We start from the raw sequence: 26084 nt of genomic DNA on the forward strand, positions 1-26084 counted from the left end.
TTTTTTTTTCTGGGACAGTTTTGTGCAAAGAGGTATTTTCTAACATTTGCTTTAGCGTGTGTGTGTGTGTGTGTGTGTGTGCGTGCGTGCGCCTGGGTGTGTGCATGTATATGTGTATGTGCAAATGTATGTATTCGTCGGCAGCTTTATATGTGTATAAGAGTCAGCCATTACTTCTGCCATACGATTGATTTTAATCATGAGCTTATCGAAATCATCGAAAGTGAGTGACTGTGGCCCATCAGATAAAGCTCTCTTAGGATTGGGATGAACTTCGATCATCAGGGAGTCAACACCCGCTGCGATCGCTGCCAAACTCATTGATGGCACATACTCCGACCAACCTGTACCATGACTAGGATCGATCATGATCGGCAAATGGGTTAACTTCCGTAATACAGGAATTGCCGCTAAATCCAGAGTGTTGCGAGTATATTCACGATCAAAAGTTCTAATTCCGCGTTCGCAAAGAATTACATTAGGGTTCCCTTCAGCAAGAATATATTCAGCCGCCATCAGCCAATCATCAATGGTAGCCGCTAATCCACGCTTAAGTAGAATCGGCTTATTCTGTTTTCCTACCTGCTTCAACAATGAGAAGTTCTGCATATTCCTAGCACCGATTTGCAGCACATCGGCAACTTCAGCAATTTTCTCAATATCGGCAGTATCCATAACTTCGGTAATAATCCCTAAGCCGCTAGCCTCTCTCGCCGCCGCTAATAGAGACAAAGCACTTTCGCCATGCCCCTGAAAAGCATAGGGCGATGTCCGTGGCTTATAGGCTCCACCACGTAAAAAATTTGCCCCAGCAGCCTTCACGCGCATCGCCGTTTCCACAATCATTTCTTCGTTCTCAACAGAGCAGGGCCCCGCGACTGTCACTAAAGGATGATTTTCTCCGATCGCAACATCACCATTAGGCGTAGGTACAATCACCACGCTCGATTCATTTTGGCGATATTCACGACTAGCGCGTTTAAAGGGGCGTTCTACCCGCAAAACTGTCTCAATCCAAGGGCTTAGTTCTTCGATGCGATGGCGATTAAGATTGGCTGTCTCACCAACTAGTCCCAACACAACTTTATGTTTTCCCACAATTTTCTCTGGCGATAATCCCCAACTAGATAGTTCTTCGCAGATCCGCCCCACTTCTTCTGCGGGTGTACCAATCTTGGTTACTACGATCACGGCTAGTCTCCTTTAGTTGTTTTCTTTACCTATTTTAACGCGAGTTCAATAAACGCAGTTTGCACTTTAATTTTCAGGGTGCAAACAAAGTTATAGCTACTGCCACTTATTTGTAGGAGAAAATCAAAAACCAAAAAGAGATTTGCGGCGCGAAGCGCCGCAAATCTCTTTTGAGCATTATTTCTTAAAGCCATAAATAATGAACCTATGACAAAAAGGCGCAAAACTGACGGTCAAAAAGTAAACTAAATCTTCAAGTACTACAGTTTTTTTGTATGAGCCAGCCAACAGCCCCCCAACCTTGGAGTCAGCGTTTCGAGACAGCGCTGCATCCTGCGATCGCTAGATTTAATGCCAGCATTAGTTTTGACATTAATTTAATTGAATATGACATCACAGGATCGCAAGCACATTCACGGATGTTAGCAAAAGTAGGGATCATCAGTGCCGAAGAAGGGGAAATGCTTGTTAATGGTTTAGAGCAGATCCGCCAAGAATATCGATCTGGAAATTTTAATCCTGGTATTGATGCTGAAGACGTGCATTTTGCCGTAGAGCGTCGCCTGACTGAGTTGATCGGAGATGTTGGCAAAAAAGTACATACAGCGCGATCGCGCAATGATCAAGTCGCCACCGATGTGCGTTTGTATTTGCGCGACCAGATTCGCAAAATCCAGACAGATATTAGGACTTGGCAGCAAACCTTGGTAAATAAAGCCGAGCAGTATGTCGAGACGTTCATCCCAGGATATACCCATCTGCAACGCGCCCAGCCGATTAGCCTCGCCCATCATCTCCTTGCTTATTTTGAGATGGCTCAGCGAGACTGGACAAGACTAGATGAAATTTATCAGAGAGTAAATGTTTGTCCGCTTGGGTCGGGCGCATTAGCAGGTACGCCCCACCCAATCGATCGCCATTACACCGCTGAACTTTTAGATTTTGGTTCCGTGGGACGCAATAGCCTTGATGGAGTCTCCGATCGCGACTTTGCCGTAGAATTTCTCTGCGCGTCGAGCTTGATCATGGTGCATCTCAGCCGCCTATCTGAAGAAGTAATTCTTTGGTCATCACAGGAATTTAGTTTTGTGAAACTCAGCGATCGCGTCAGTACTGGCTCCAGCATCATGCCCCAAAAGAAAAATCCCGACGTTCCCGAATTGGTGCGCGGTAAAACAGGTCGTGTATTTGGACATTTACAAGGTCTGCTGACGATTATCAAGGGCTTGCCTCTGGCTTATAACAAGGATATGCAAGAGGATAAAGAAGGGATTTTTGACGCAGTAGTCACCGTTCGCGCCTGCTTGGAAGCAATGACAATTTTGATCGATGAAGGCATCGAATTTCAGACCAAACGCCTTGCGGAGGCAGTTGCTGAAGACTTCTCGAATGCAACCGATGTTGCCGATTATCTTGCATCCAAAGGTGTTCCTTTCCGTGAAGCCTATCAATTGGTTGGGAAGTTGGTAAAAACCTGTACTAGCGAAGGGATTTTGCTCAAGGATCTATCGGTTGAACGCTGGCAGACTTTTCATCCTCAATTTGAGGCGGATATCGTCGAGGCGATCGCTCCTGCACAAGTGGTCAAGGTACGTAATAGCTATGGTGGTACTGGATTCGATCAAGTCAGAGTCCAACTAGATGCAGCCAAAAAACTGCTTGCTTAAACTCCAAAATGAGTGGCAACGCTTTGCGTTGCCACTCATTTTGGTTTTGGGATGCTTATGAGTTAGCATAAGTTTTAGTTAAACTTGTCAAATTTTCGATTTTCTATGCCCAAGCTATTAAACCCACCAGATCCAAACGATCCTGAATATCAAAAGCTCGAACTCAGCGTTAACTTTTATCTGCACCTGGCCATCTATTCGGCTTGCATGACCTGTATGTGGTTTATCCAATCTATTACCGAAAAAGTCTGGATCTGGTCAGTTTGGGTCGCCGTGATCTGGGGAATAATTGTTACCGCACATAGTATTTGGGTTTTGTATAAGGAAAAGCAGATCCAGCAAGTTCAATAGCAAAAATGGTGACTCTATGGCAATCTCATTAGAGGCTAATCCAAATACAATTTCACTAGAAGAGTTTCTTGCTCTACCAGAAACTAAGCCTGCAAGTGAATATCTTGACGATCAAATTTATCAAAAGCCAATGCCACAAGGAAAGCACAGCACATTGCAGGCAGAAATGGTCATGGCGATTAACCAAAGAGCTAAACCCCAAAAGCTAGCCTATGCTTTTCCTGAATTGCGTTGTACGTTTGGTAAGCGGTCAATTGTGCCAGATATTGCTGTATTTGAATGGAATCACATTCCTCTTGATGCTGATGGAGAACCATTGAACAAAATTCAAATCGCTCCTGATTGGATGATTGAGATTCTATCGCCAGCTCAATCACCCTTCTTAATTATCGACAAGCTCGGATTTGCAATGAAATGTGGAACAAAACTTGGCTGGTTAATTGTTCCTCAAGAAAGGACAGTTTTGACATTTCAAGGCGATCGCTTGAATAGTCATAGAGGCACAGATATTTTACCCATGCTAGAGATTTTGAGTGATTGGCAAATGTCTGTGCAAGATGTATTCGATTTACTTAAGTTTTAATTTTGTAATATTGCCCTAATCTTGAGTAACTTGAGAATTACCAATTACCAATTACCAATTACCAATCCAATGAGTACTACAGAACGAATTGAACAGCTCGCTGCAGCGATCGCAGAAGATGTGTATATCGATATTGCTAAATGGCATTTGTATCTAAATGATGCGCATTTGCATCGACCTCTTGCGGAAAAGTTTTATCCGATGTTGCCAGATGGGATTACATCGGCAGATGTAGTGAAAGTATTAAATGGAACGATGATTGCGATCGGTGGCGGCAACCGTGAGATTCCTTTGAGTGACTTGATTCCCAAGTCTTGTCAAAATAGATTATTAACTATTCTGGAAGATTTTGAATACTAGCCCCTGTACGAGAAATCACGTCGTGATTTCTCGTTATTAATTACCCATGACCACTGCTCCTCCTAATCCTGTTTTTCAGTCAATGCGCCGCCGCCTAGCGCTGTGGTATGCAATCGTCACTGCAATTTTGTTGATTGTGTTTGCGACAGGGTTCTATTTGTATGTGCAGACAACTTTGATCGATCGCATTGATGACACGATCGATCATGTTGCCGAAGTGATCGAGCGATCGCTAATTCGGTCTAACTTAATTGACTTAGAATCAGATTTTGGCAGCAATTTCTCGGCAAATGCTCAGGCGATCGATGCCGATCATATAGATATTGATTGGTTTAGCCCCAGTGGCAAGATTCTTTGGACAACTAATGCGAATACGGAGTCATTACAACCCCGTGAGAAAGGAATATTGCAGCCTGTCTATCGAACAGTGCATTTGTCTGAGGTTGAACCATTGCGGCAGATGACTGAGCCGATTGTTATTAATGGCAAATTATTAGGATATCTCCGCATTAGTCATCCTTGGTTTGAGGTGACTAAGCCCGTCAAGCAATTATTCCTCGATTTAGCGATCGGCACAACGCTGATGGTATTTGTGGTTCTCCTCTGTGGTTGGTGGCTTGCAGGAATTGCCATGGAGCCAGTGCGCGAATCCTATCAGCGCTTAAAACAGTTTACTGCCGATGCTTCCCATGAGCTTCGCAATCCGATCGCAGTCATTCAAACCAATGTCCAAGTTGCCCTTGCCGATCCCAATCCCGATTCCGAATTTCAACGATCACAACTGGAAGCAATTGAAAGAATTACCAGACGATTAGGGAGATTAATTGATGATTTACTGTTTTTAGCGAGGCATGATGGCGGCATTACTAATCAGAGTCGTGAATCCTGTAATTTATCGCAAATTTTAAGTGAAGTTGGAGAAGAACAACAGACGATCGCGCAACAAAAGCAAATCACCTTAGAAGTCCCCAATCAAGAATCTAAACTATTCGTATCAGGCGATCGCGATCGTTTAGGGCGGTTATTTACAAATCTGATCAGCAATGCGATCGCCTATACTCCCGCAGGCGGGAAAGTCCAAGTCATCGCCCAACCGAGCACTTCTCAAAATCAAATCCAAGTACAAATTAAAGACACGGGCATCGGTATTCCTGAAGCAGAACTATCTCAAATCTTTGAACGATTCTATCGCTATCAACCCCAAAAAAGCAGCAAATCTAGTGCAAAATCAATAAATTCTATGACCAGTGGATCGGGGCTAGGACTTGCGATCGCAAAGGCGATCGCAGAAAGTCATCAGGGACAAATTAATGTCGAGAGCAAGGTCGGACAGGGAACGACTTTTACAGTAGTTTTATCCAATTAAATTGCCTAAAGAAAAAAAGATGGCATTTTCCTACATCAAAAAAGGCAGCATGGAGTACTGCCTTTTTTGGGAACTAACGCAAAATTTGCATGGCTATAGAAGCTATGTAGAGATTCTCAATTAAACCAAACTACAAAGCCAAATAGATTGCTACCAAAAGCATTTACCATCTCATTCCAAACACGAGCATCAGTAGTAGTTCCTTTCTCAAGATAAGGAGTAGCCGCAGTGCCTTGAACCCATGACACTAGGTCAAATGCACGTGGTTCAGTAAAAATTCGAGCAAAATCAATACTCAATTTTTCATCTCGCCAGAACGGAATATTCTTTTTGCCATCCAGAATCATCGCAATTTCATCCAGAGATTTTAGCCAAGATTTGACCATTTCATCGGTAACACGCACCTGTGGAATTACTGACAATTGCTTAGGATTAGGAATCCATTCGCGATCGCTATCGGTTTCCGCTAAAATCGATTTCCACGATTCACGACTGAGGCTAATCACTGACTTCATGTGATTAAGAATTGTAGTCATGCGTTGCGGTTCTACCAAAGGAAATTTAGTTAGATGGACAGCCGTAACCAAATCTAGAGGATCAAAAATGTTAAAGGAATATTCATCAGTCTTCTTTGGTCGTATTAGTAAAAACTTATGAGGTGTATCCACATTTTGGAAGAATAGATGAGCGCAAGCAGCAAACAACTCTCGGCTATCATAGGCTCGTAAAAATTCACCTATCGCACCTAATACATGTGTATAGCCTTGAAGCCACAAAGCATCCCCGCGATCAAACGCGATTAAAAATTGCTGCGCATCTTTTTCAGTAACCCCTGCACCAGTGACGGAATTAAAAATCTTCCACAACATTTCTTTGTCATCAGCCTTGCCATCGCCATCAAAATCTAAACGGACTAATCCTAAGCGTAATGCTAGTTTGAGATTCTGATCTTTGATTGGTTCGAGAGTAGTCCGCACTGTTGCTAGATCGTCAATCCAGCCCTGAAAAACTTGCTGAAGTCCATCGTAAGTTAATGTTTGCGGTTTGGGATTGGTCGGAACAGGTAATCGAAAGAAAGGAATCGAACCACCTGCGGGGTTTTGGATCATGCCATAGCGATAGAGCGACTGCATTAGTCTCTCAGTACCGCTCATAAATTGGATTACACCTAGCCCAAAACGAGCTTTGTCATCTTTGTCATTATTTTTTAAATAATCTTTAAAGACTTTTTCCCCTTCAGCAAGTTTTCCTGTGGTGAGATAGGGATCAGGTAATGGCGCGATCGCAGCGTTACTCGGTTGCAAAGCGATCGCTGATATAGAAATCAAACAAGTAATAAGTATGGCGATCAGAGAGCGCCATATCCACTGCATTTTTTTTGGCATATCCAAATTCCTAGACACAAAAAATAAATGACGTAAGCAAAGCTTACATCATTTATTTTTCGCGTAATATAAAACCCCAAAGATTTGGAGAGCCCGCTTAGCGGGCTCTCCAAATCTTTGGGGTTTTATATTAGTTCTTATTGCTTAGCGACTTAGCAATAGGAACTAATATCTTCGCCACAGCGATCAACTAAAAAACATAGAGCCCGAAATCGCAGAAACACAAATTCATCGTAGAGAGGATTGAGCTTACAAAGTGGTGGAATATTGATAATTACATGACCAAGGATTTTAATAGTGCGCTCAAATGGACATTGAGCTGGAATTAGTTTCGCGATGCGATGTGCTGTCTGTGATTTCTGAATTTCAAAACTGTCGATTTTCTGGCGCAAAGGTTTTAGGAGATCGAAAGTTACTTTGGATTGAGGTCTATATGAGGTTTCCCCGCCAAATCCATTGCTGTTAATACTTGACATGTTTACCAAACGCTCTCTCAAAATAGAGTATGTACATTTAAAACATTTACGTTACTAATCTTAACATAATTGCTTCAAATAGAGTTTAGAAAAATCATTATTCATTCTTATGTATGAGATTGGATATACAAAAAGAATGATAATAAATTTTCTATGACCTTGATAATTCAGAACACAGCTATCTGTCTGTATCAGCGATCGCAAACAACTTATTTATAGTGCTTGACGCTTAAAATTAACCCTCAAAAACAGGAAAGTGTGGCAAAGCCGCACTTTCCTGTTTTTGAGGGTTAATTTGCTCAAAAATTGCTGTAAACCCTCAAGAGGGATGAATTGGTGTAAAGGCACTGCCTCATCCCTCTTGAGGGAGTTCGTCGTCAAATACGACGTGGGATTGGGCCACGGCGCTTAGAAATAGTGATGGAATCTTGTAAAAATTGGCGCAAATGTTGAACATGGGGATTATCAACAAGAGTAACCAGCTTCTCAAGAGCTTCCACTAAGGTCAGATCCTGATGATATAGCAGTCGAAATGCTGACTTCAGAGCTTGTTGAGTGGCAACATCTAGACCAGCACGATCCATCCCAACCCGATTGAGGGTTCTTACACGCGAAGGATTTCCTTCAACTAGAGTGTAGGGAGGCACATCCCGTTCGATGCGACTCATCCCGCCCACCATCGATAGCCGCCCAATCCGCACAAACTGATGTACTCCCAACACACCACTGATTCTGGCATTGGGTTCAATATGTACATGGCCTGCCAAAGCCACTCCATTGGCTATAATCACGCGATCTTCTATTTCGCAATTATGCCCCACATGGACATAAGCCATTAGCAAGTTACCGTTACCAATATACGTAACTTCATCGGCTTCATTGGCACGATTGATGGTGACATATTCGCGAATGCGATTGTCATTACCGATGCGGACGAGACTGTCAGCACCTGAATATTTCAAGTCTTGAGAATCCAATCCGATCGCAGCCCCTGGATAAATTTGGTTGCGATCGCCGATTTCAGTCCTCCCTTCAACAATGGCATGATGACCAATGACTGAATGGGAGCCAATTTTCACCTGTTCACCGATGACAGCATAAGCTCCAACTTTAACAGTCGGATGTAATTGGGCATCAGGATGCACTATGGCTGTCGGGTGAATAAATTCAGACACAGGCGCATGAGACACAGGCATAAAAAGTTTGGCTCGCTTGATACTAAGTTAGATCGCTTGATTTGCGATCGCTTGGATCGCCAGATGACAAATTAAAATTTGAAACTAGTGATAAAAGATTAAAGATTAACTAATGAAAACATCAATTCACCCTCGCAGGCTAATTGACCATCGACTTCTGCACGTCCATGCATCTTACCAAAACGTTTACGAGAAACTAGTAGCTCAGTGGTAATGGTTAGGCGATCACCAGGAACTACAGGGCGACGGAATCGGACTTTATCAATGCCTGCAAATAGTGACAGTTGATTTTCCATGCCAGGTAAGTGTCTTAAGACAATACCGCCTACTTGTGCCATTGCTTCGACAATTAACACCCCAGGCATGATTGGGCGTTCAGGGAAATGACCTTGAAAAAATGGCTCGTTAAAGGTGACATTTTTAATTCCTGTAGCGGATTTATTCGGTACAAAATCAATAATGCGATCAACTAACAGGAATGGATAGCGATGGGGCAACAATTTCTGAATATCTTCGATCATCAAAACCTGACTGGGGGTGCTATCTTCCCCGTCAGTATTCAACTCAGAACTATTTAGTGTGGGTTCTTCGGTCAAAATTGACATATTAACTAATAATTTTGCATAGGAGGTCAATAAATTATCTGGCTAAAGCTTTTTTATTTGGCTAAAGCTTTGTGTAGCTGTAGCTTTGCTAAAGCGATCGCAAATTCAGCATGAAGGTTATGACTAGCTTTATAGGCAAGAATATGTGCTCTCGGTAAAAATCCTAGCAAGCTTAGGTCACCAATGAGATCTAAAAGTTTATGACGACATGGTTCATCTTCAAACCTCAGAGGTGGATTGATCCAGCGATCGGCATCACAAACGAGTGCATTTTCCAGACTGCCGCCCTTGATTAACCCTGCTGCACGAGCTTGGTCAATATATGCGGCTAGCGTAAAAGTTCTCGCAGGGGCTACTTCTTCGGCAAATCTTTCGCTAAAGTCAGCGATCGCAGGTGACCAACTAAACCACTGCTCACCAATTGCCTTAGTCGGATATTCGATGCCGTAGGTAAAGCGCAATGTATCTGACGGGATGGCTGTGACAAAGCTATCACCTTTAGTGACTGCAATGGTTTCGGCTAGGGGAAATAGGCGATCTCCTTCTATTTGCGTTTCGATACCAACTTTAGCGATCGCCTCAACCCAAGGCAATGCTGAACCATCAAGAATTGGGAGTTCAGGGCGATCTAGTTCGATACAGGCATTGTTTACTCCCATACCGAACAAAGCCGACAACAGATGCTCAACTGTACGAACACCCGTCCCATTTTGGCGCAACTCTGTTGATAGTTGCGAAGCCGAGACTACAGTGGTATCCGCAGGTATCCTTGAATCGCCATAAACAAAATAGCGACCTGAGTCAATGGGTGCAGGACTAACAGTTACAGAAACTTGCTCACCACTATGCAATCCAATCCCCGTCAACGAAAATGGGGCGGCGATCGTCTGTTGGTAGAGCATGACTAGAATTTCTCTCCCAGACCAAAGCTAAATTGCGTGCCACCATTTGAGCCGATACCATAGTCCACTCTGATTGAACCTAGAGGCGATTGTACTCGCACCCCTATGCCATAACCTGCGCCATTACCTGGCTTATTTCGCGCTCCCGCAGGATTACCTGGTACGGATGAAGCTGAGCCTAAGTCAGTACCATAGTCGAAGAACAGGACTCCGCCGACGATATTAAAGACAGGAAAACGATATTCCGCAGAGAAGATACCAAAACTACGACCGCTTCCAATTTTGCCTTCATCCCAGCCGCGTACTGAGTTACTACCGCCGAGTTGAAATGCTTCATAGGGCGGTAAAGTACCGATGACAGTACCAGCTTGAATGTTAAAGGCAAGCGTCTGATTACCTTCAGAGAAATTCAAGAACTTCACGGGGAAGAAATGACTGTAGCTAGCACGAACCCGATTCAAGAATACAGAACCCAGTCCAACGGGGATCGACTGCTCAGTGGCAATCCGAAATACAGAACCAGAAGATGGCTTAATCGGATTGTCGCGCTGATCGGTGGCATAGGCAAATTGCAGCAATAGTAAATCATCTTGTCCAGTGCCACTAGCAGAGAGCGGATTACCAAGTGAGTCAGTCGCAGAGATCGCATTATTGCTGCTATCGGTAATGCTGACTCGTTCGTAACGCAAGCCCAATGAGGCAGTCGTGGCGGCTCCTAAAGGTCTAGAGAAGCTAAAACCTGTGCCTAGTCGGTTGATGCGAGGACTATTGTTATTAGCAGTAATCCCAATTGGGCTATCAAAAATATAGCTAAATAAACTGCGGTTAAAAATATTAGCCGTGAAGGAAGTACGGTTTGGATCACCTGCAAGCCAAGGGTCAGTAAAATTGAGGTCAAAAAGTAATTCGCGTTCACCAACTTGAATATCTAAGCCAAGCTTTTGGTTGTTACCACCAAGGTTTTGCTGCTGAAAACTGACTGTACCAAATAAACCTGTTGACGAACTTAAACCTGCACCTGCGGCAATCGAGCCTGTGTTGCGTTCTTTGACATTGACAGTCACAATCACTTTGCGTGGATCTGTCCCAGGCGCAAGCCCAATGTTGAGATCTTCAAATAAACCGAGAGCAAAGACTTTTTGTAAGTCACCTTGAACAGTGTTTTTATTGAAGATTTCGCCTTCTTTAATCGTCAGCTCGCGGGTAATGATAAAGTCCCGAGTAGTACCAGTAACGGGTTTACCTTCTTTATCAACAGTTTTACCATCTTCATTGATAAAGGCTACTTTGATGTCTTCGATCACACCTTCAGAAACAACTAGATTAATATTTCCTTCAGGAGTTGCTTTGATATCAACAATTTGAGCTAAGACATAGCCTTTATCTTGGTAATACTTTTCAAGCTCTTTAACGCCAGCTTGAACATCTTTGAGATTAGTGATTTTACCAATCTGTGAGCCAAAGATGCGATCAACTACACCCGCTTCCAAAACCTTGGTTCCTTCTGTATTGACGGACTTGAGGACAGGGTTCGGCAAGACAAAGAACGTTACACGCACACCTATGTCTGTATCTTCTGGCTCTGCTTGAACATTTGAGAAAAAGCCCGTGGCAAATACAGCATTGATGTCTGATTGGAGTTGGGTACGAGTTACTGTTCGACCTGGCTTTGTGGAGATCGCATCGTAAATTCTTTGTTCCAGTTCAGGTGGTAATGGGGGTTGCCCTTCAGGAGTTTTGATGGCAACTTCACCTACCAGCACTTGAGTTTCTGCTGTGGTTGCTGGGGCAGGCGTGGTAGAGGGAAGGGTAAAAGTTGGGGATGTACTGGGAGGGATTGGCGTACTTGGTTCAGCAGGCTTTTCAGATGCTGGGGGAGTGATTGGCTGCGGAGTTGGCGCTTGAGCAATCTCTTGCCTTGCAGGAGCAGCCTGTGCCAGCAAAGGGCTTGTAAGTAACGTGCTGGATGCGGCAATGGCTGTGAATAAGAGCAAGTTTATACGCATAAAGTCTTCCAAACACCTACAGAATTTATTAACAAGAAACTATTAATGATCAAACACAAACAGGGGATTTATTACACTAGTAATAAATTACTATAACTTCCAACATCCCTATATTGCTAGGGGCTTATTTTATTTAGTATATGCGTCGGTCATACCATATGTAATCAGCCTAACTAGTGATGACGACATTAAAAGACATTCGCAGAGCCAAATTTTTAAGTTGCTAGGACTCGTTTCATTACCTCTTGATAGGCTTCTGCAATATTACCAAGATCTTGCCGAAAACGATCTTTGTCCATAATCCGTGCTGTTGGGTCAGATATCGCTTTATCCCAGAGACGACAAGTATCAGGGCTAATTTCATCGGCTAATAGTAAGCGTTCATTAACATCAACACCAATTTCCACCTTAAAATCAACAAGGAGTAAATTGCAGCGATCAAAAAATGTTTGCAGATGCTGATTAATATCAAGAGCTAGCTGTTTGAGCTGGTAAACTTGTTCAGGTGTAGCCAGATCGAGCATAGCAACATGGGCATCGGTAATCAGAGGATCGCCAAGGTCATCATTTTTATAGAAAAATTCGACAAGGGGCTTTTTGAGTGGTTGACCTTGCTCTAGACCAAGACGTTTGCAAATACTTCCAGCGGCAATATTGCGGACGACAACTTCGATTGGCAAAATCTTAACGGCAACAACTTGCATTTCGTTAGGTGAGACTTGCTTAATGAAGTGAGTGGCCATCCCTTGGCTTTCTAAGTATTGAAAAATATGTGAGGCGATCGCACAGTTCATTTCTCCTTTATTAGCGATCGAGCCTTTTTTAAGAGCATTGAAGGCGGTTGCGTCGTCTTTGTAGCGCGACAGCAAAATATTGGGATCATCTGTTGTAAACAGAATTTTGGCTTTGCCTTCGTAGAGCTTGATTCCACTCATGGATAGATATAGCGATAGTAGTTGCTTAAGTATTCTATCGGATCGCTAACCCCATGAGAGAATTGCAGCGCGAAGCGCTGCAATTCTCTCATGGGGTTAGGTCAAGCCTAGTGCTGCTAACTGAGCCTGAGCTTTTTGCAAGGATTCGTGCCATTCGCGATCGCTAACGCTATCAGCGACGATCCCTGCGCCGACCTGTCCCCAGATATGATTGTCAGTCTTCAGCAAAGTCCGAATCAGAATATTCAGATCCATATTGCCGCGCCGATCAATATAGCCGCAGGAGCCATAAAACAAACTGCGACGCTGGGGCTCCAGCTTTTCGACGATTTCCATACAGCGCACCTTAGGACAGCCTGTAATTGTCCCTCCTGGGAAAGTGGCGCGAATGAGATCGACAAAGTTGAGATTGCTGCGTAATGTCCCCACCACATTACTAACAAGATGCATAACATGACTATATCGTTCGATCGCTAATAGTTCATCAACTTTTACACTGCCCCATTCACAAACTCGTCCAAGGTCATTGCGTTCAAGGTCAACGAGCATAATATGTTCGGCTTGCTCTTTGGTACAGGCAAGTAATTCGCGCTCAAATTCGAGATCTTGTCGTTTATCTTTACCGCGTGGTCTTGTGCCTGCGATCGGTCTAGTTTCCGCGTGGCGATTGTGCAGGCTGACTAGACGCTCAGGGGAAACGCTAATTACTTCGCCCCAAGTTGTGCGCCAATAGCTGGCAAAGGGCGATGGATTAATTTTTTGTAAATGTCGGTAAAGTTGCCATCCATCCGATGCCCAAGGGTAGCTGTAGCGCATAGAGAGATTTGCCTGAAAAATATCGCCAGCATAAATATGCTGTTTCGCCTGATTTACCATGGCTTCATAGCCCTGTTGATCTGGTTTACAGGTAAACTTTGTTACTACCTTCGGCAGAACCAAAGTTTTGTTTGTTCGGGAAAATCCTTTATTTAAGAGATCGCTTAATTCTTTTAATTCATGTCGATCGCTAGCCGCTAGCCAAATATTTTGAGTCTGATGATCGATTACGGCAAAGCTAGATGGCTCATACCAAAACGCGACGGGAAATGGCAATGTATCAGATTTCGTATAGGGTAGTCGCTCAATTTCCCAAGCTAGGTCATAGCCTAGCCAACCTAAATAGCCGCCCGTGAACGGCAAATGATTGGGTAAATCTTCAGGATTTGGAGAAGAGGATATCTGCGTTCTCAATTTTTCAAGGCATGGCAGAATCTCACCTACCTCAGGAGTCCAAACCTGACGTGGTTTTCCTGCGGCGATCGAATATCTTGCTAATTTTGAAGGGACTGTGGCTGGACTTTCTAGTAGAACTGTAATCGGTTCATCTGCATAGAGCGATTCCCATAGATCTGCACCAGTCATATTTTCAGGTAGCGATCGCTGAAGCCACAACCAATCGGACATAGAGAGATTTCGTAAGGTATGGCTTTATTATAGAGAAGCGGCGCTTCACGCCGCATCTCTAAGTAATTTTAAATTAAAAAATTATGAATCGCACCTTATTTATTGGGATTCTCGTCATATTTGGGCTAATGGTATTAGCGAGCTCGCTGCCCAATAAGTTCTATGGAGCTAGCGATCGCAAATTTATTGTGATTACGATTATTAGTGGCATTGTTTCTGCGATCGGCTTAGCTGTATTTTTTACTATTCAATTTTTGGACTCAAACTAAAAAATTTGCTTTGCAAATTTTTTAGTACTTAGCCATACTTGGCTCAACTGCATAGGCATAAGCATCAATGCCGCCACCAATATTTTTGACATTAGTAAAGCCTTGATTGATTAACCATTGGCACATCTGAGCCGATCTCATTCCGTGATGGCAAAGCACTAGGGTTTCTGCATGGGGATCAAACTTTTCCTTAAAATCTACTGACCATTCTCCATATTCACTTAGAGGCAAGATCGTAAAATCAGCGATCGCGGCAATCTCAACCTCGTCACGTTCGCGCACGTCGATAAGTTGTAAATCTTGGCGTTCACCAGCCAAACGTTCGGCTAGCTCTTGGACAGTAATTTGTATGATAGACATACGCGCAAAATATCTCTTAAGGTATGAGTTAAAAAACTAACACAAGTCCCGCTTTTAGTTCAAACTTTAAATGATTGAGCTTTGTCATCAAAGTAAAACCAAATAACTTTTGAAGAACCTTGCTTTGCAAGGTTCTTCAAAAGTTATCTGCATAGTATAAATTTATTTGTCTAGACTAATGAGCCAGCCCATCGAAGAATTGTTGAGAGACCTCAAAAGTGAAGATGAAGGTATTCGAGATCGTGCCACTCAGGGGTTGTGGGAAATGTGGTTTATGCAGAAGGGGATGCAGGGTTTACAGGTCTTGCGACAGAGCCAAATGATGGCAGATAGCGGCAATGTCAGACAAGCGGAGCTGATGTTGACACAATTAATTCATGCTCAGCCAGATTTTGTCGAAGCATGGAATCGTCGGGCGGTTTTGTTTTATATGCAGGGAGATTACAAACGCTCAATCAAAGATTGCCAAAAAGCGATCGCTCTTAATCCTTACCACTTTGGGGCAGTTCACGGTTTGGGTCTATGCTACGCTGCGATCGGGAACTATCACGAAGCGATCGCCACTTTCCGCAGAGCCTTAGAAATTCAACCCTACTCGCTCACCAACCAAAAACTAATTCTCGAATGTACTGCCATGCTGAATTAAAAAAGTCAAAAAAATTGCTTTGCAATTTTTTTTGACTAGTAATTTTGATTAGTAATTTGTATTCCAAAGAGGGGTGCGGCGTACAAAAGCTAGAATGCAGGCTCCGATACTGATACTAAGCCATCCGCAAATGAGCGTTAATATCGGTAGTGATTGCATGAACATGATGAGAGGGGTCGTTTTTGCTGTCGGTTGCGTTGGCAGAAAAGCGCTGATTAATAAAATTGCCGTACCGATTTCCCACGACTGTAAATGATTTTTGCTGTAGCTAGGGCGATCGCTTTGCAAACTGTTCGGGGCAACTAGCTGCAAGAAAAATCTGGCGATCGCAGGACTAACTAAGCAAACGCCAAGCCAAGCGATCACACTTTCTGCTGATAGGCTTGTGGGCAAAGGAAAGATAAACAGTAACACCACGCCTAAAATAATAAATGCTGTACCTGCTAAAATTCCTGCTCCCTGAGGTAGTAATACAGTAGCCATGCCTAAACTGTCGCGCTCAGTTTCTTGCTTCGCAAGGCGGAACTCCTCACGGATGGCTTGCCCTAACTCATCGTTTTGATCTGGAGCTTTTTGAGCTGTAGCTTCTTTAATGGTGGATGGCAAAATTGTCATCGCTAAAGGGATCGTAATATCACTATTATTCCCCGATAGCTGCATCCAGCTTAGTTCGCCGCCAGCCTCTTGCAATTTGATGACGGATAGGCATGAGAAGGGTTTTACATTAATTGCATATTCGGCAGCAATTCCCCATAAACCACTAAATCTTAGTTGTAAAACTTTTTCGGGCGCTCTCAATTGGGCTTGCCATGTAAAAAATCCTGTCAGCCCCGTAGTGGTCAAACCGATCGCCGCGATCGCTCTTAAGTTGGGAGATAAATCTATCATTGACCAAAAGAAAAAGCCCAAAACGATTAACACAAGACTATTAAATTGTCGTGGTTGTTGACCAAGTGATGAGGGGCTGACTAAAACAGTTTGATCAGAATAGGTAACTACATTTAGTACATCAGCATTAACCGATTCTAGGATTTGCTTTTTATCTATTTTTTTAGATTTACCTGAGCGAAAAGTGAGCGAACTAGAGATACCGATAAAAATAGCGGCTGGCACAATCCACCAAATCGCCACAAAACCCTTAATGAGATTTTCTGAAGCTGAACTAAGCCCTGCGATTAAAATTAACCAATAAGCTGTAATCCCAATTAACTGCGATCGCGAAAATAGATAATCTGAATTTTGTTGGCATACGTTCACGACTGATTTAGCTACATATATGCCGATCGCAAAACCTACAAGCAAAGCAAGACTAGCGATTGCTAAAAAAGTTGAATCTCCGATTCGCACTAATTGTGCAATCGCCACAATGAGAATCAACAACCCAGCAAAAAAAAAGTTTGCAGAAATAGGCAAAGTCGCCTGTCTCCATCCCCAACCGACTTTACCTGATACCAATTGTCGCTGTGAGTGGGATGGCGAAACTTGCATAGGTGATTTTGGATTGGTAATTGGTAATTGGGGATTGGTAATTAGAAATTGGTTTTTCCTTTTTCCCTTTTCCCTTTTCCTTAAAAGCTAGACAGTGGCGATCGCTTCGTGACGGGCAAAAATCATACGACCTGCTGAAGTTTGTAAAGCACTGGTAACAATCACAACAATTTGTTTGCCCAGATATTCTCGACCTTCTTCAATGACCACCATTGTACCGTCTTCAAGATAGCCGATTCCTTGAGATGCTTCTTTTCCCTCCTTAAGCACCTTAATTTCGATCATGTCACCAGGCAAGTAGGTTGGACGCAGAGCCTGAGCAAGATCGTTAATGTTTAAAACTTCGACTTGTTGCAAATTTGCAACTTTATTGAGGTTGTAGTCATTGGTAATCAAGGTACAGCTTAGCTCTTGAGCCAAGCGCACTAATTTAGCATCAACAGTATGTAAGTCTTCATAGTCTGCTGAATGAATCGTAATGCGATCGCTAAATTGATCGCGCATGTTATTGAGAATATCCAGTCCTCTTCTACCACGCACTCGCTTTTGATCATTGGAGCTATCGGCGATCGTCTGTAGTTCTTGAATCACAAAATGCGGGATCAATAATTGACCTTCTAAAAAGCCTGTTTCCATTAAGGTCTGAATTCTGCCGTCAATGACAGTGCTGGTATCCAAAACCTTCGCTGTGGCTGTACGTAATGTACCATCGGCAATGAGGCTGCTTTCGACATTGTTAGGATTAATCAAACGTAACAATGCGCGTCCGTGGGTATCGGACAGAGTCATCCCTGAATAGGCAAAAATAATACTTACTAAAATTGCGGTGAGTGGCTTAATAAAGTCAAAATTGTTGGGAATAGGTATTAGAAATAATGGAGCTAGCATCAAGTTAGCAACCAATAGTCCAAAGACTAAACCAACAGCCCGACCCAAAATTGTCTCAAGCGGCATTGACCTGATGTTTGTCTCGATACGGCGATAAGTGTTTTGGACGATTAATCCTGCAACTAGACCGACAACAGAGCCGACACCAAGTGTTACCCAGCGCAAATTTTGAATATTCAGATGAGCGATCGTATCTGGTGGCAAGAAATCAATGCCATGAAAGCCAGTGCCAGCTCCAGCTAGGATGAATGTGAAAATGATAATAGCGTCAATCATAGGGCGGAACTCCGCTTGGACGAATAAATATTAAGGATCTTGAGATTAATTCAAATAATCTCTAGCCTATAGCCTTAATTGAGTTTAGTTAGTACATTTCCAACTTTCTCAATCCTTTGCATACAATTCTACACAAATACAATAGAGAATTGTCTATTTTGGAGCTTTAGGGCAGCCTTCGCTTGATTTTTGTCCATCAGGCATAATTGCGCCGCAAAAGTTGGTTTCTGACATATAAGCACTGGTCAAATCTGCTCCTGTGAGATCGGCTCCTCTAAGATCGGCCTTATCGAGGATCGCACCGATTAGGTTTGCATCTCGTAAATCAGCAAGTTTAAGATCCGCAGAAAACAGATTTGCATAGCGTAAGTTAGCATTTCTCAGATTCGCAAAACTTAATTTAGTTCGTGAAAGATCGCAACCTTGACATTCTCTAGTTTGCAAAACTTGACGAACTTGGTTGGGATCAGCAAAGGCTTGATCTGACCAGCTAATTGAGGCGATCGCTCCAGTTAGCCCTGAAATCACCAAACAAGAATTAATTAGAGTTTTCATTTTTTAGCTCTTAGTTGCTTAGTCTATTGTCAGTATAAAACCTAAAAAGTAAAGGCGGCGATAAGAGCCGCCTTTACTTATCACTATGGATTGCGATCGCAATCACAAGGGTAGATATCCGATGTCACTGGCAGTTATTGAATAAAGCTTGATGATGTTGTTATTGAGTTAATCACTCATAAATCGAGATCACCCAATCGATTGAGTTGATAGCAGGAAGTAGCAATTGCTACTTTTGTTAGAAAATTAAATTATAGAAGTTTAGTTTTCTGGTTCGTTGGAAGCAATTAGAGAAAGCAGAGTAGAGGCAGTCATGAAAAATATAATCGTCAAAAATACAATCGTCGCCACATTTTTAGCCATTTCGGGTTTCGTCGCTTCAGGTTTCGCGAGCGCTGCACCAGCAAATGCCCAAACAGCGATTGTCGCCGCCCTTTACCAAAGTCCTACTGCTCCTCAAACAGAAGTTCGTTATGAAAATGCTGACATTAACCGCAATCAAATCATCCTTGCTGTTAATACCACTCCTGAAGTAATGGCGATCGCTGACAATCTACTCACTGGTCGTAGTTACGATCGCATTGTAACCATGAGCCATAAAGATAATCTCGCATGTTTAGTTAGTGGCAAAGGCTCCATCGATGGCGCTGTCATGTGCGGATTCATCGACCACGAATAGAAAAGAGAGAACGCAAAGCGTTCTCTCTTTTCTATTCGTGGCAACTCCAAGCGCTATCCCTAATGTTTTAAGCAATATCGGCATTATTTTTAAGCTCATTGAGCTTTTGCAGTCCAAACTGAGCGCGTTTAATTTGTTTTTCGCATAGCTCTTCAACATCAGTTCGCACAATTTCAATACCGTTTTGTGTATCTGTTGCCCGATCAAAAAATACGATACTGTCTACCTGTTTCATGCCAATTAAGCGAAACAGCATATCAATTACGTTATATTCTCCACATTCAAGATGCTGGTCGTTTAGCCTTAATCTATCAATATTGGCAGGTGTGCGATCGCAATAGGCGTAGATTGTCGTCTTTTCGAGTTCAGGATTATCGTGATTGCTTAAGGGTGTCAGTAACCAGCCACCTTCAAGATCTTGAATCACAAAATAGACCGTATATTTAAGATTTTGAGCGATCGCCTTTAGTACCGATGCAATCAAACTAACTGCACTGGCAGTCTCTGCATCAGGAGTACCCTGAACTAGTAAGGCAACTTGGCGATCGAGAATTTGATCTTTAGTGAGCATGAATCTTTAGTAAACATCTCCTTTAGAGCAATGTTTTTTGGAGCGCCGAGCGTTACAAAAAACATCAGTTAATATTGGTAGCGGATCGTTTTAGTGCAGGTTTGTCAGTAATCGATTGCAAAGATTCTAGAGTCTCAAAGATTGCTTCTTGCATGGTTGTCTCAGTTTCCCGATTAAGCAATATCTGACAATAATCAGCGATCGCCTTTTCTTGAGCTATAGGTAGCCGATTGTCTTGCACATATTGATTAATTTGCTTAATGGCAATTAGTCGAGCGAGATCATCATTGACTGCAAGTTGAGCAATTAGTTGATCGAAATTATCTTGTTGACGCTGCAACCATTGCCTAAAAGCTTGACGAGCTAGCAGTACTAAAATCCCTAGAGTTGCACTTAGCTGCAAAATGTTAGCGGATGCTAACCAATGATTTTCTTGATCTGACCATACCGCCAATATCATGTAGGTCAGAAAAACTGTCACCGTCCCACTCGCAACTGATAGGGGTAAAAGTCGATAAGGGCTTTGTAGAAACTTCTGGACGCGCCATAAAATCACGTTCCAGTTCCAGTCTTGCATCATATAGACGGCAATCATGGCAAAAATTCCCGCACTAGTCGCCGCAATTAATTGCCAATTCCATAGCAGCAGCATCACGAGAAAAATTGCCAACAAAGCCCAAACTGGTAAACCCTGTTCACGAGCTAGCCCACGCCAAAGCGATCGCATCGATTGTTGAACTTGCGAAGTTGATGTTGTTGATTCTTGATCTTGATGATGTGAGGTTTTGACCACTGGTTGACCACTTTTATCCCTAAGGACTGTAATAGCTACTTTACAGGATTTTTGATCTAAAAGGTTTAGTATGAGTTTTGCACTCTATAAACTTTTTATTAAAACTCAAAAGGTGAGAAGCTTCATCTTTTAGTTTTTTGAATGGTGACAGCTATGGCAGGTTATCTGGCAGCTCTCTTGTACATATTTTGTAAACTGAGTAAACCAACTCCACCTGTAACTAGAAACACTCCAAATACCTGAATAAACTCTAGTTTGCTTCCCAAGATCGTGAATGCTAAGAACGTGGTAAAAACGGGACCACTGGCACTAACAATAGATGCTTGAGCAGCTCCCATTAGCTTTGTGCCAAAGCTGGTCAGCAAATAACCACTTAAAGTCGTTAGCGCGATCAAGAAGCACATAAATATCAGTGAGCTATTTAGAGAAATAGAAGCCAAGGTGAAGGGTAATGTGCCAAGGCAAAGCAGCAAGATAATGGCAAAGTTAATTGACGTAAACGAGACAGGATTAAGTTGTTTGAAACAAGCTTGTGAGGTGATGATATATCCCGCAAAAGAAATGCCTGATAGCATTGCTGCAATTACACCCCATGTATCAGGTTTTGCTACACCAAAGATGTTATAGGTCAGCATGATGCCGAAATAGATCACCCCAATCACTAACCAGCGTTCCTTGCTGGGGCGATCACCAAATAGAAACCAAGCCAGCAGAACTGTTACCGTCGGGAAGATAAAAAAGAGAGTGACGGCTAAGCCTGGATTTAGTATCCCCAAAGCCACATAAATGAAGGCAAAAGAGGTGAATTGTAATAAAGCGCTAAAGGCAACCCGCCAGAACAATAATCTGCGGTTAGGTGTGAGTAATTGCTGAAAGTCCCGCAATACATCCACCCGAAAAATAAATTTAGCGACTATCCACATAATTGGTGTGGCAAATAGCATTCGCAACAGCAACAACATAAAAGAGTTAGGGACGGTCGCTTTAATCAAACCACCAAAGTTAAATAGCCCGAAAATACTAGAGTTGGAGAAAATTATCCTTACCAAAATATTCTGAAAGGACAAAACCACCGAAGCCCCCAAAACCAATACAAATCCAATCCACCAGTCATTAAGACGCTTAGCAGGCTGAGCTATGGGAGTTGCTGTTTCTATAGAGTTAAATGGTTCAGTAGGATCACCTGCATAGGGACGCGTATCATTTTGGTCATACTGCCTAAACTGACTGCTATTAAAAGTGGGGATCTGAATTTGGTTGTAATTACCATTGCCATTGGGAATAGTCGGGGCTGTGTTGCTACCATTTGTACCGATCGCCCCCGCAAAACCTGTCCCCGTAAAGTTGATTGGTGGATTCCCCCCTATATTTCCGACTCCAGAGCGATCGCTAGAAGATCGTCGTAAATATTCATCAATTCTTTCAACAAGTGCTGATAGCATTAGCTCGCCTTGTTGTCTTTGTGTGTACATGCGTTGCATCTGATCATCTAGATCGCGCTGATAGGTATCCACATCTCTCTGCAAAGACTGGAATGTTGCACGAATAGCGCCATCAAGATTAAGCATTAACTGCTCAAAATTTTCCGAGTGATCGCTAAGTACCTTGGAGTTAGTAACGATCACATCATTTTTAAGATGGTAAGTAATCGCTTGAGCAAGTTGCTCGATCCATTGCTGGCGCTGGATTTCTTGTTGATTCATCCCTTGCTGAGCAACAGTTAAAACCTCTAGCTCTTTGCGTTGAGACTGGAGTCGCTGAATATCATCAGTTAGAGCATTTTTTTGGGCTTGTAAAATCAAAATTTCGCGGCTGAGCTTACCCAAAATATTTGCCCGCAGATCTGACAAGTCCTTGGTGACTCCCGCGAGGGTCTGCTCGTAAGAACTATTACGAATATTATTGTTCTCCATTTTAAGAAATCACCTCGTAACAATGCCAGCTGTAATAACGTTAGGGACTAAGTTTGGCACTAATTTTTTTAATTGGCTTAATTGGTTGCGTCTAGTTTGCGAACTTTATAACACTAATTTGAGCATATGACATATTTTGTTTTGTATTAAAACCCAAAAATGGGAATGCCGCAAAGCGGCGTTCCCATTTTTGGGTTTTGAATAGTATTGTTATGTTTGCGGTATATATGCAGCATTAACCATGCAATACAAGAGACTTGGCTCAAGTGAACTGTCGGTGTCCGAAATTTGCTTAGGGACAATGACCTATGGTCAGCAAAACACGATCGCTGAAGCCCATGAGCAACTAGATTACGCGATCGCTCAGGGCATCAACTTTATTGATACTGCGGAAATGTATCCAGTCCCACCCAAGTCTGAGACGCAAGGTAGTACCGAAAAATATATTGGTGAATGGTTAGCCCAACCCCGTATTAAGCAACAACGCGACCAGTTAATTGTTGCGACCAAAATTATTGGAACAGGGCGCAATTACAAATGGTTAAGGGATGATGCGATCGCCGCACTCAGTCGCAAAAATATTTTGCAAGCCGTGGATGACAGCTTGCAGCGATTACAAACGGACTATATCGATCTCTATCAAATTCACTGGCCAGATCGTAATGTACCGATGTTTGGTCAAGTTGCCTTCGATCCGCAGCAAGAGCGCGAAATGGTCACGATTGCAGAACAACTAGAAACCTTTGCCGAATTAATTCAAGAAGGTAAAATTCGCTATTTAGGAGTTAGCAATGAGACTGCATGGGGTATCTGTGAATTTAGCCGTACTGCAAAACAGCTAGGTTTACCAAAGATTTTATCGATCCAAAATGCTTATAACTTGATCAATCGCACCTTTGATAGCCACCTTGCTGAAGCTTGTTATCGGGAGCAAGTGAGTCTGCTGGCTTATAGTCCACTTGCATTTGGGCATTTGTCTGGCAAGTATGTTCAAGGTTCAGTGACTGATACTCGTATAACGCTATTTCCTACCTTTGGGCAGCGCTATAACAAAGTTAATGTTAAGGCGGCTACAGCAGACTATGCTGCGATCGCCAAAAAATATGATTTACCACTGACCCAATTAGCGATAGCATTTGTGCGAAGTCGTTGGTTTGTGGCAAGTACAATTATTGGTGCAACAACGATGGAACAACTCAAGGAAAATATCGACAGTGCTAATATCCAGCTAAATACTGAGATTTTGGCAGAAATTGAAACCGTTCACGCTCGTTATTTTAATCCTGCACCTTAAGTTATCACTGAAAAATTTTGAGCTATTTTGTGGCTCAAAATTTTTCAAATTAATCCTCGTTTAGCCCTATGACCATGACATACCGTAAAACGCTAATTCCCTTTCTTGCTGCTGTTAGCTGCCAAGTCATGATTGCTGACTCCGCACCTTCAGCGACCATACCCGATAGTGGAACTGTAATTCAATTAAACGGGCAGCCTTGGTCAGGGCGGTGGATCAGGAGGGTGGAGCAAGGACAGCAGAGCTTGTTTGTACAGGAAGACTGGCTGACAGGTGGATTAGGTGTGCAGATGTTGGATTCGGACAAGGTTGATCGCCAAAGATTACGATGGTTTTCTAGTCCCACATTTTCGCAGGTTGCTTTTGACTATACAGGGCAATTTCGCTATCTCGATCTTGCGCCTTTCGCAGAGCAATGGCGCACAGAAATTGTGGGAAATGCTCTGAATATTTACACCCCTGATGCTGCAATGCAAGCTGTCCGACGCAGCAAGCAGCCTTGGGGCGATCGCATTGTAATTGATCTAAATCGCCGCACTCCTTGGCGCGTTACTCAGCAAGGCAATGTGATTACAGTATTTGTATCCGCTGAAGTAGCATCTGGGTTGCCCATTGGCGTGAATGCGATCGCAGGGAATTTGGTGAAGTCTGTTAATGTGAAACCGCAGGGTAAATTGACCCAGATTCAGATTCAAATGAATGAATCGATTAATCCTGCGATCGAGATGCTCAGTAATCCAACTCCCAAGCTTGTGATCGACTTACGGCGCGACTATATTCCACCGAGCTTGACAGTTCAATGGGCGGAAGGCTTGCGAAGGATTGAGCGCGTTGTCGAAATTCCTAACAAGCCAAAAACAGATAAAGAACCTAAAACAATTAAGTTTTCAGTTACGGCTTTAGAAGTTGATTTAAAATCACCGCGATTGAAATTACGTCCAATTTGGAGTAATCCTGATGGATCTCCCAATGGCATCTTAGGTTTGATGCCTCTTCCGCAAATGGTACAGCAAGCCCAAGCGATAGGAGCAATTAATGGCGGATTTTTCAATCGGATTCGGAAATTACCTGTTGGCGCAATTCGGGAAGGAAATCGCTGGCTAGCAGGAACCGCATTAGTTAGAGGTGCGATCGCTTGGAATGAGAAAGGTGAAACTCTTATTGATCGGCTCAATTTTAAAGAAGAGATCAGTACGGCAAGTCAAGTAACCATTGCCCTTACTAATCTCAATAGTGGTTATGTGCAGAGAGGAATTGCTCGCTACACTCCTAATTGGGGCAGTGTGTATTCTCCACTTACTGAAAATGAACTTTTAATTGTGGTTCGTGGCGATCGCGTTGTTGCTCAATATCAAGGTAATGCTGTCGGTGTCGGACAGATAACCATCCCCAGTGATGGATATGTGCTAGTGGCGAGACAAACTCCTGAAGCGGCTAAGCAATTACCTGTGGGGATGACTGTTCGTGGCCGTCAAGCCTTTATTCCTGATAAGTTTGCCAGTTTTTCCAATTTGATTGGTGCTGGTCCTCTGCTGTTGAAAAATGGAAGTCTATCTCTAGATGGAAAACTAGAACAATTTCAAGCGGGATTTGATACTCAAGCGGCGAATCGTAGCGCGATCGCTACTATTAAAGAGAAGGGTAAACTAATTCTTGCTACTGTTCAAGCTGCTCCTGAAGGAGTTGCCCCCAACTTGTTGCAAACTGCGGAAGTTCTCAAAAAGATGGGAGCAGTCGATGCACTTAATCTTGATGGCGGTAGTTCTTCCAGCCTATTTCTTGGCGGTGAGATTCTCAATCGTCCGATAACTGAGATTGCACCTGTGCATAATGCGATCGCAATTTTCATCACTCCACCACCAGCCAAACCACAGTTCTAAAATGCT

General features: G+C 43.0%; 26 protein-coding genes. 10 read left to right on the forward strand and 16 right to left on the reverse strand.

The window, feature by feature from the left end:
• Positions 1 to 51: 51 nt before the first annotated feature.
• Complete coding sequence (gene aroF / locus PseudUWO311_RS20830; RefSeq protein ID WP_223807662.1) at positions 52 to 1191, reverse strand: 3-deoxy-7-phosphoheptulonate synthase; 1140 nt, start codon at positions 1189 to 1191, stop codon at positions 52 to 54.
• 275 nt (positions 1192 to 1466) lie between these two features.
• Between aroF and argH the strand changes: the two genes are divergently transcribed.
• The 5 genes from argH (at position 1467) to PseudUWO311_RS20855 (ending at position 5518) form a co-directional block, all read left to right on the forward strand.
• A complete protein-coding gene (gene argH, locus PseudUWO311_RS20835; RefSeq protein WP_142657156.1) occupies positions 1467 to 2858 on the forward strand; it encodes an argininosuccinate lyase in 1392 nt (463 codons plus the stop codon).
• Positions 2859 to 2963: 105 nt separating this feature from the next.
• Positions 2964 to 3209: a 2TM domain-containing protein gene (locus PseudUWO311_RS20840; protein WP_142657157.1), complete on the forward strand. Its 246-nt coding sequence runs from the start codon at positions 2964 to 2966 to the stop codon at positions 3207 to 3209.
• A 16-nt stretch (positions 3210 to 3225) separates the two neighbouring features.
• Complete coding sequence (locus PseudUWO311_RS20845; protein WP_142657158.1) at positions 3226 to 3792, forward strand: Uma2 family endonuclease; 567 nt, start codon at positions 3226 to 3228, stop codon at positions 3790 to 3792.
• 69 nt (positions 3793 to 3861) lie between these two features.
• Positions 3862 to 4152, forward strand: coding sequence for a DUF3181 family protein (locus PseudUWO311_RS20850; RefSeq protein WP_142657159.1), 291 nt, complete (start codon positions 3862 to 3864; stop codon positions 4150 to 4152).
• Between the two features lie 46 nt (positions 4153 to 4198).
• Positions 4199 to 5518: an ATP-binding protein gene (locus PseudUWO311_RS20855; protein ID WP_142657160.1), complete on the forward strand. Its 1320-nt coding sequence runs from the start codon at positions 4199 to 4201 to the stop codon at positions 5516 to 5518.
• A 116-nt stretch (positions 5519 to 5634) separates the two neighbouring features.
• Here PseudUWO311_RS20855 and PseudUWO311_RS20860 read toward each other — a convergent pair whose 3' ends face one another.
• From PseudUWO311_RS20860 to PseudUWO311_RS20895, 8 genes are all read right to left on the reverse strand, one after another.
• Positions 5635 to 6891 (reverse strand): hypothetical protein, encoded by a 1257-nt coding sequence (locus PseudUWO311_RS20860; protein WP_142657161.1) that lies wholly within the window; start codon positions 6889 to 6891, stop codon positions 5635 to 5637.
• Between the two features lie 164 nt (positions 6892 to 7055).
• Positions 7056 to 7379, reverse strand: coding sequence for a Mo-dependent nitrogenase C-terminal domain-containing protein (locus tag PseudUWO311_RS20865; RefSeq protein WP_142657162.1), 324 nt, complete (start codon positions 7377 to 7379; stop codon positions 7056 to 7058).
• 377 nt (positions 7380 to 7756) lie between these two features.
• Positions 7757 to 8575, reverse strand: a complete 819-nt coding sequence (lpxA, locus tag PseudUWO311_RS20870) for an acyl-ACP--UDP-N-acetylglucosamine O-acyltransferase (RefSeq protein WP_142657163.1) — start codon at positions 8573 to 8575, stop codon at positions 7757 to 7759.
• A 98-nt stretch (positions 8576 to 8673) separates the two neighbouring features.
• Entirely contained in the window at positions 8674 to 9180 is a 507-nt protein-coding gene (gene fabZ / locus PseudUWO311_RS20875) for a 3-hydroxyacyl-ACP dehydratase FabZ (RefSeq protein WP_142657164.1), read from the reverse strand.
• Positions 9181 to 9233: 53 nt separating this feature from the next.
• Positions 9234 to 10082 carry a UDP-3-O-acyl-N-acetylglucosamine deacetylase gene (lpxC, locus tag PseudUWO311_RS20880; RefSeq protein ID WP_142657165.1) on the reverse strand — a complete coding sequence of 283 codons (849 nt, stop codon included), beginning with the start codon at positions 10080 to 10082 and terminating at the stop codon, positions 9234 to 9236.
• Positions 10083 to 10084: 2 nt separating this feature from the next.
• Positions 10085 to 12088 carry a BamA/TamA family outer membrane protein gene (locus tag PseudUWO311_RS20885; protein WP_142657166.1) on the reverse strand — a complete coding sequence of 668 codons (2004 nt, stop codon included), beginning with the start codon at positions 12086 to 12088 and terminating at the stop codon, positions 10085 to 10087.
• A gap of 215 nt (positions 12089 to 12303) precedes the next feature.
• Positions 12304 to 13023: a phosphoribosylaminoimidazolesuccinocarboxamide synthase gene (gene purC / locus PseudUWO311_RS20890; protein WP_142657167.1), complete on the reverse strand. Its 720-nt coding sequence runs from the start codon at positions 13021 to 13023 to the stop codon at positions 12304 to 12306.
• A gap of 96 nt (positions 13024 to 13119) precedes the next feature.
• Positions 13120 to 14466, reverse strand: coding sequence for an anthranilate synthase component I (locus tag PseudUWO311_RS20895; RefSeq protein ID WP_142657168.1), 1347 nt, complete (start codon positions 14464 to 14466; stop codon positions 13120 to 13122).
• A gap of 83 nt (positions 14467 to 14549) precedes the next feature.
• On the opposite strand from PseudUWO311_RS20895, the gene PseudUWO311_RS20900 reads away from it, so the two are divergent.
• Complete coding sequence (locus PseudUWO311_RS20900) at positions 14550 to 14735, forward strand: hypothetical protein (protein ID WP_142657169.1); 186 nt, start codon at positions 14550 to 14552, stop codon at positions 14733 to 14735.
• Between the two features lie 21 nt (positions 14736 to 14756).
• Here the strand turns inward: PseudUWO311_RS20900 and PseudUWO311_RS20905 are convergent, their stop codons facing one another.
• Positions 14757 to 15095 carry a rhodanese-like domain-containing protein gene (locus PseudUWO311_RS20905; protein WP_142657170.1) on the reverse strand — a complete coding sequence of 113 codons (339 nt, stop codon included), beginning with the start codon at positions 15093 to 15095 and terminating at the stop codon, positions 14757 to 14759.
• Between the two features lie 178 nt (positions 15096 to 15273).
• On the opposite strand from PseudUWO311_RS20905, the gene PseudUWO311_RS20910 reads away from it, so the two are divergent.
• Positions 15274 to 15741 (forward strand): tetratricopeptide repeat protein, encoded by a 468-nt coding sequence (locus PseudUWO311_RS20910; protein ID WP_142657171.1) that lies wholly within the window; start codon positions 15274 to 15276, stop codon positions 15739 to 15741.
• Between the two features lie 48 nt (positions 15742 to 15789).
• Here the strand turns inward: PseudUWO311_RS20910 and PseudUWO311_RS20915 are convergent, their stop codons facing one another.
• The 3 genes from PseudUWO311_RS20915 to PseudUWO311_RS20925 all read right to left on the reverse strand — a co-directional run bounded on the left by PseudUWO311_RS20915 (position 15790) and on the right by PseudUWO311_RS20925 (position 18948).
• Complete coding sequence (locus tag PseudUWO311_RS20915) at positions 15790 to 17229, reverse strand: hypothetical protein (protein WP_142657172.1); 1440 nt, start codon at positions 17227 to 17229, stop codon at positions 15790 to 15792.
• Positions 17230 to 17316: 87 nt separating this feature from the next.
• The gene (locus tag PseudUWO311_RS20920; RefSeq protein WP_142657173.1) at positions 17317 to 18393 is read right to left on the reverse strand and encodes a PIN/TRAM domain-containing protein; all 1077 of its coding nucleotides are present in this window, start codon (positions 18391 to 18393) and stop codon (positions 17317 to 17319) included.
• A 153-nt stretch (positions 18394 to 18546) separates the two neighbouring features.
• Entirely contained in the window at positions 18547 to 18948 is a 402-nt protein-coding gene (locus tag PseudUWO311_RS20925) for a pentapeptide repeat-containing protein (protein ID WP_142657174.1), read from the reverse strand.
• Positions 18949 to 19261: 313 nt separating this feature from the next.
• On the opposite strand from PseudUWO311_RS20925, the gene PseudUWO311_RS20930 reads away from it, so the two are divergent.
• Positions 19262 to 19627 (forward strand): hypothetical protein, encoded by a 366-nt coding sequence (locus PseudUWO311_RS20930; protein ID WP_142657175.1) that lies wholly within the window; start codon positions 19262 to 19264, stop codon positions 19625 to 19627.
• Between the two features lie 67 nt (positions 19628 to 19694).
• On the opposite strand, the gene PseudUWO311_RS20935 is transcribed toward PseudUWO311_RS20930, so the two are convergent.
• The 3 genes from PseudUWO311_RS20935 to PseudUWO311_RS20945 all read right to left on the reverse strand — a co-directional run bounded on the left by PseudUWO311_RS20935 (position 19695) and on the right by PseudUWO311_RS20945 (position 22904).
• Positions 19695 to 20198: a hypothetical protein gene (locus PseudUWO311_RS20935; protein ID WP_142657176.1), complete on the reverse strand. Its 504-nt coding sequence runs from the start codon at positions 20196 to 20198 to the stop codon at positions 19695 to 19697.
• A 64-nt stretch (positions 20199 to 20262) separates the two neighbouring features.
• Positions 20263 to 20991 (reverse strand): hypothetical protein, encoded by a 729-nt coding sequence (locus tag PseudUWO311_RS20940; RefSeq protein WP_142657177.1) that lies wholly within the window; start codon positions 20989 to 20991, stop codon positions 20263 to 20265.
• A gap of 161 nt (positions 20992 to 21152) precedes the next feature.
• Positions 21153 to 22904 carry an EamA family transporter gene (locus PseudUWO311_RS20945; RefSeq protein ID WP_142657178.1) on the reverse strand — a complete coding sequence of 584 codons (1752 nt, stop codon included), beginning with the start codon at positions 22902 to 22904 and terminating at the stop codon, positions 21153 to 21155.
• A 241-nt stretch (positions 22905 to 23145) separates the two neighbouring features.
• Between PseudUWO311_RS20945 and PseudUWO311_RS20950 the strand changes: the two genes are divergently transcribed.
• Together PseudUWO311_RS20950 and PseudUWO311_RS20955 are read left to right on the forward strand one after the other, a co-directional pair.
• Complete coding sequence (locus PseudUWO311_RS20950) at positions 23146 to 24198, forward strand: NADP(H)-dependent aldo-keto reductase (RefSeq protein ID WP_142657179.1); 1053 nt, start codon at positions 23146 to 23148, stop codon at positions 24196 to 24198.
• A gap of 74 nt (positions 24199 to 24272) precedes the next feature.
• A complete protein-coding gene (locus PseudUWO311_RS20955; protein WP_223807663.1) occupies positions 24273 to 26078 on the forward strand; it encodes a phosphodiester glycosidase family protein in 1806 nt (601 codons plus the stop codon).
• The last annotated feature ends 6 nt before the right edge of the window (positions 26079 to 26084 follow it).

It is taken from the genome of Pseudanabaena sp. UWO311 (assembly GCF_006937785.1).
Taxonomy (GTDB): Bacteria; Cyanobacteriota; Cyanobacteriia; order Pseudanabaenales; family Pseudanabaenaceae; genus Pseudanabaena.